The organism is Pseudacidovorax intermedius, from assembly GCF_001476815.1.
Taxonomy (GTDB): domain Bacteria; phylum Pseudomonadota; class Gammaproteobacteria; order Burkholderiales; family Burkholderiaceae_C; genus Xenophilus; species Xenophilus intermedius_A.
Genome location: NZ_LDSL01000277.1, coordinates 1 through 510, shown reverse-complemented (window position 1 = coordinate 510; position 510 = coordinate 1). Strand labels below are relative to the sequence as shown.

Annotated in this window: 1 protein-coding gene; it reads right to left on the bottom strand. The window is 69.8% G+C overall.

From position 1 onward, the window contains the following. Positions 1–510: FAD-dependent monooxygenase (locus NS331_RS25220; RefSeq protein ID WP_193758221.1), on the bottom strand; the 510-nt coding region annotated here is incomplete at both ends.

The window sequence follows — 510 nt, the reverse complement described above, 5'->3', positions numbered from 1 at the left end:
AGCGCACGTCGCTGATGCACCAGCGGTCGGTGCTGCGCGAGGCATGGGCGGGCAGGGCCAGCTGGGTGCGGATGGGGCTGTGCGCGCCGGTGGCGTCGATCAGGTGCCCGGCGTGCAGGTGGTAGGTGCCGGCGGGTGTCTCCACCGCCAGCACGACGCCGTCCGCCTGCGGCTCGACCTGCAGCACGCGGTTCTTCCAGCGCATGTCGGTCAGCCCCAGTTCGGCAATGCGGTCGACCAGGAACCACTCGACGTAGAACTGCTGCAGGTTGATGAAGGGCGGCTGCACCGAGACGCTTTCGGTGCGCAGGTTGAAGCTGTAGACCTCGGTCTCGCCCGAGAAGGTGCGGCCGAAGGACCAGGTGGTGCCCTTGGCGGCGATGCGCTCGTAGATGCCGAGCCGCGCGAAGATCTCCAGGCTCTTCTGCGCGTAGCAGATGCCGCGGGAGGAGGCGCCGCGCACGCCGACGGTGTCGTCCTCGTCCAGCAGCACGGCGCGGATGCCGCGGC